The organism is Flavobacterium sp. GCM10022190 (assembly GCF_042656445.1).
GTDB classification, from domain to species: Bacteria; Bacteroidota; Bacteroidia; order Flavobacteriales; family Flavobacteriaceae; genus Flavobacterium; species Flavobacterium nitratireducens.
On record NZ_JBHSOQ010000008.1, the window covers coordinates 1 to 4,947 of the forward strand.

At 47.7% G+C, this 4,947-nt stretch carries 2 tRNA genes and 2 rRNA genes; all 4 read right to left on the bottom strand.

What is annotated here, in order from left to right:
- Positions 1-2,882: ribosomal RNA gene (locus tag ACFPTQ_RS16010) — 23S ribosomal RNA — on the bottom strand.
- 159 nt (positions 2,883-3,041) lie between these two features.
- Positions 3,042-3,118 (bottom strand) — tRNA-Ala (locus tag ACFPTQ_RS16015).
- Between the two features lie 101 nt (positions 3,119-3,219).
- A tRNA-Ile gene (locus ACFPTQ_RS16020) sits at positions 3,220-3,293 on the bottom strand.
- A gap of 131 nt (positions 3,294-3,424) precedes the next feature.
- A 16S ribosomal RNA gene (locus ACFPTQ_RS16025) occupies positions 3,425-4,938 on the bottom strand.
- Together the 16S and 23S rRNA genes with 2 tRNA genes alongside form the textbook arrangement of a ribosomal RNA operon.
- Positions 4,939-4,947: the final 9 nt, after the last annotated feature.

Genomic DNA, 4,947 nt, shown 5'->3' on the forward strand with positions numbered 1-4,947 from the left:
GTACATAAGCTTACGGATTATTAGTACTACTCGACTATGACATTACTGCCTTTACATCTATAGCCTATCAACGTGGTCATCTCCCACGATCCTTAAAAGAAATCTCATCTTGTGGTGGGTTTCGCGCTTATATGCTTTCAGCGCTTATCCCTTCCAAACGTAGCTACTCTGCAGTGCCCCTGGCGGGACAACAGATACACTAGAGGTTTGTCCAATTCGGTCCTCTCGTACTAGAATCAGATCCACTCAAATTTCTAACGCCCACAGTAGATAGAGACCGAACTGTCTCACGACGTTCTGAACCCAGCTCGCGTGCCACTTTAATGGGCGAACAGCCCAACCCTTGGGACCTTCTCCAGCCCCAGGATGTGACGAGCCGACATCGAGGTGCCAAACCCCCCCGTCGATATGAGCTCTTGGGGGAGATCAGCCTGTTATCCCCGGCGTACCTTTTATCCTTTGAGCGATGGCCCTTCCATGCGGAACCACCGGATCACTATGCTCTACTTTCGTACCTGATCGACCTGTATGTCTCTCAGTCAAGCTCCCTTATGCCATTGCACTCTTCGCACGGTTACCAAGCGTACTGAGGGAACCTTTAGAAGCCTCCGTTACTCTTTTGGAGGCGACCACCCCAGTCAAACTACCCACCAAGCAATGTCCCCCGCAACGCGGGGTTAGGCCTCAGATAAACAAAGGGTTGTATTTCAACAATGACTCCACAACGCCTGGCGACGCCACTTCACAGTCTCCAACCTATCCTACACATCATTTATCCAAGGTCAATACTAAGCTATAGTAAAGGTGCACAGGGTCTTTTCGTCCCACTGCGGGTAAACGGCATCTTCACCGTTACTACAATTTCACCGAGCTCATGGCTGAGACAGTGTCCAGATCGTTACACCATTCGTGCAGGTCGGAACTTACCCGACAAGGAATTTCGCTACCTTAGGACCGTTATAGTTACGGCCGCCGTTTACTGGGGCTTCAATTCAATGCTTCTCCGAAGATAACATCTCCTCTTAACCTTCCAGCACCGGGCAGGTGTCAGGCCCTATACTTCATCTTACGATTTTGCAGAGCCCTGTGTTTTTGATAAACAGTCGCCTGGACCTCTTCACTGCGGCCCTGATTACTCAGGGCGACCCTTCTCCCGAAGTTACGGGTCTATTTTGCCTAATTCCTTAGCCATGAATCTCTCGAGCACCTTAGAATTCTCATCCCAACTACCTGTGTCGGTTTACGGTACGGGTACTAAATACCTGAAGTTTAGAGGTTTTTCTTGGAAGCCCTTAGGCGCACTATCACTTCAACCGAAGTCTCTGTGTACTATCGTATTTCACCAGTTCCTGCGCATTTAACTACAGGACCTATAGCTAGGTACTTTAACGAACTATTCCGTCAGTTCGCGGCGCTTTCATCACTCCGTCACCCCATCACAGTATTTAGTAGTACGGGAATATTAACCCGTTGGCCATCGACTATCCCCTTCGGGTTCGCCTTAGGTCCCGACTAACCCACAGCTGATTAGCATAGCTGTGGAAACCTTAGTCTTTCGGTGTGCGGGTTTCTCGCCCGCATTATCGTTACTTATGCCTACATTTTCTTTTCTAACCAGTCCAGCATGCTTTACAACACACCTTCAACCCTGTTAGAATGCTCCCCTACCACTTGACTTACGTCAAATCCATAGCTTCGGTAATATGCTTATGCCCGATTATTATCCATGCTCGTCCGCTCGACTAGTGAGCTGTTACGCACTCTTTAAATGAATGGCTGCTTCCAAGCCAACATCCTAGCTGTCTGGGCAGACAAACCGCGTTCTTTCAACTTAGCATATATTTGGGGACCTTAGCTGATGGTCTGGGTTCTTTCCCTCTCGGACTTGGACCTTAGCACCCAAGCCCTCACTGCTGAGAAACATTATATAGCATTCGGAGTTTGTCAGGAATTGGTAGGCGGTGAAGCCCCCGCATCCAATCAGTAGCTCTACCTCTATATAACTTTATGCTCAGCGCTGCACCTAAATGCATTTCGGGGAGTACGAGCTATTTCCGAGTTTGATTGGCCTTTCACCCCTACCCACAGGTCATCCGAAGACTTTTCAACGTCAACCGGTTCGGTCCTCCACTGTGTGTTACCACAGCTTCAACCTGCCCATGGGTAGATCACACGGTTTCGCGTCTAACACTACTGACTAAAGCGCCCTATTCAGACTCGCTTTCGCTACGGATCCATACCTGAAGTACTTATCCTTGCCAGCAACGTTAACTCGTAGGCTCATTATGCAAAAGGCACGCCGTCACTTCACGAAGAAGCTCCGACCGCTTGTAAGCGTATGGTTTCAGGATCTATTTCACTCCGTTATTCACGGTTCTTTTCACCTTTCCTTCACAGTACTGGTTCACTATCGGTCTCTCAGGAGTATTTAGCCTTAGCGGATGGTCCCGCCAAATTCAGACAGGGTTTCACGTGCCCCGCCCTACTCAGGATACCACTATCCTTTACATTCATTACTTATACGAGGCTATCACTCTCTATGGCTCTACTTTCCAGTAGATTCTAATTCTTCATGCAAGAAATGTCGTGGTCCTACAACCCCAACATTGCCGTAACAACATTGGTTTGGGCTAATCCGCGTTCGCTCGCCACTACTTACGGAATCACTTTTGTTTTCTTCTCCTCCGCCTACTTAGATGTTTCAGTTCAGCGGGTTTGCCCACCTATCGGTGTACTATGTCTTCAACATAGTGGGTTGCCCCATTCGGATATCTACGGATCAAGTCTTGTGTGCAGATCCCCGTAGCTTTTCGCAGCTTATCACGTCCTTCTTCGCCTCTGAGAGCCTAGGCATCCCCCATACGCCCTTATTTTGCTTATTGTACTTATAATTATGCCTAATGATAAACATAATTACGTGTTCTTTCTACTTTTTTAATATTTTTATCTCAATATGTCAATGAACTTTAATCAGTATTAAGATTTTTGTATTAAGTATTAAGACTCATCTTAATACTTTGTACTCTTATCTTTGTACTTCTTGGTGGAGAATAACGGAGTCGAACCGTTGACCTCCTGCGTGCAAGGCAGGCGCTCTAGCCAGCTGAGCTAATCCCCCGTATCTAGTTGTCAGTTAACAGTTATAAGTTAACAGTTTTTTGAAACGGTTCACTTTAAGTGTAACTCAACCTCTAAAATTTCCTATTTAAGTTTAAAAAGTAGTCCCGGGCAGACTCGAACTGCCGACCCCTACATTATCAGTGTAGTACTCTAACCAGCTGAGCTACGAGACTCTGTTTTTTACTTAAATTCTTTATTCTTTTTTTTTAAATTAACAGCAAGAGTAATACAATCTTAATTTTTGACCTTTAGTACCTTTTCATCTTTATCCTTAGCCTGCACTTGGCTAAAACTAAGGCTCTAGAAAGGAGGTGTTCCAGCCGCACCTTCCGGTACGGCTACCTTGTTACGACTTAGCCCTAGTTACCAGTTTTACCCTAGGCAGCTCCTTGCGGTCACCGACTTCAGGCACCCCCAGCTTCCATGGCTTGACGGGCGGTGTGTACAAGGCCCGGGAACGTATTCACCGGATCATGGCTGATATCCGATTACTAGCGATTCCAGCTTCACGGAGTCGAGTTGCAGACTCCGATCCGAACTGTGACCGGCTTTATAGATTCGCTCCTGGTCACCCAGTGGCTGCTCTCTGTACCGGCCATTGTAGCACGTGTGTAGCCCAAGGCGTAAGGGCCGTGATGATTTGACGTCATCCCCACCTTCCTCACAGTTTGCACTGGCAGTCTCGTTAGAGTTCCCGACATGACTCGCTGGCAACTAACAACAGGGGTTGCGCTCGTTATAGGACTTAACCTGACACCTCACGGCACGAGCTGACGACAACCATGCAGCACCTTGTAAATTGTCTTGCGAAAGTTCTGTTTCCAAAACGGTCAATCTACATTTAAGCCTTGGTAAGGTTCCTCGCGTATCATCGAATTAAACCACATGCTCCACCGCTTGTGCGGGCCCCCGTCAATTCCTTTGAGTTTCAGGCTTGCGCCCGTACTCCCCAGGTGGGATACTTATCACTTTCGCTTAGCCACTGAAGTTGCCCCCAACAGCTAGTATCCATCGTTTACGGCGTGGACTACCAGGGTATCTAATCCTGTTCGCTCCCCACGCTTTCGTCCATCAGCGTCAATCAATTAGTAGTAACCTGCCTTCGCAATTGGTATTCCATGTAATCTCTAAGCATTTCACCGCTACACTACATATTCTAGTTACTTCCTAATAATTCAAGTCTAGCAGTATCAATGGCCGTTCCACCGTTGAGCGATGGGCTTTCACCACTGACTTACTAAACCGCCTACGGACCCTTTAAACCCAATGATTCCGGATAACGCTTGGATCCTCCGTATTACCGCGGCTGCTGGCACGGAGTTAGCCGATCCTTATTCTTACGATACCGTCAAGACATTACACGTAATGTTGTTTCTTCTCGTACAAAAGCAGTTTACAATCCATAGGACCGTCATCCTGCACGCGGCATGGCTGGTTCAGACTTGCGTCCATTGACCAATATTCCTCACTGCTGCCTCCCGTAGGAGTCTGGTCCGTGTCTCAGTACCAGTGTGGGGGATCTCCCTCTCAGGACCCCTACCCATCGTAGCCATGGTAAGCCGTTACCTTACCATCTAGCTAATGGGACGCATGCTCATCTTTCACCGTTGGAACTTTAATAGTGGTTTCATGCGAAACTGCTATACTATGAGGTATTAATCCAAATTTCTCTGGGCTATCCCTCTGTGAAAGGTAGATTGCATACGCGTTACGCACCCGTGCGCCGGTCTCTAGGTCCGAAAACCTATACCCCTCGACTTGCATGTGTTAAGCCTGCCGCTAGCGTTCATCCTGAGCCAGGATCAAACTCTTCATCGTATATTGTTT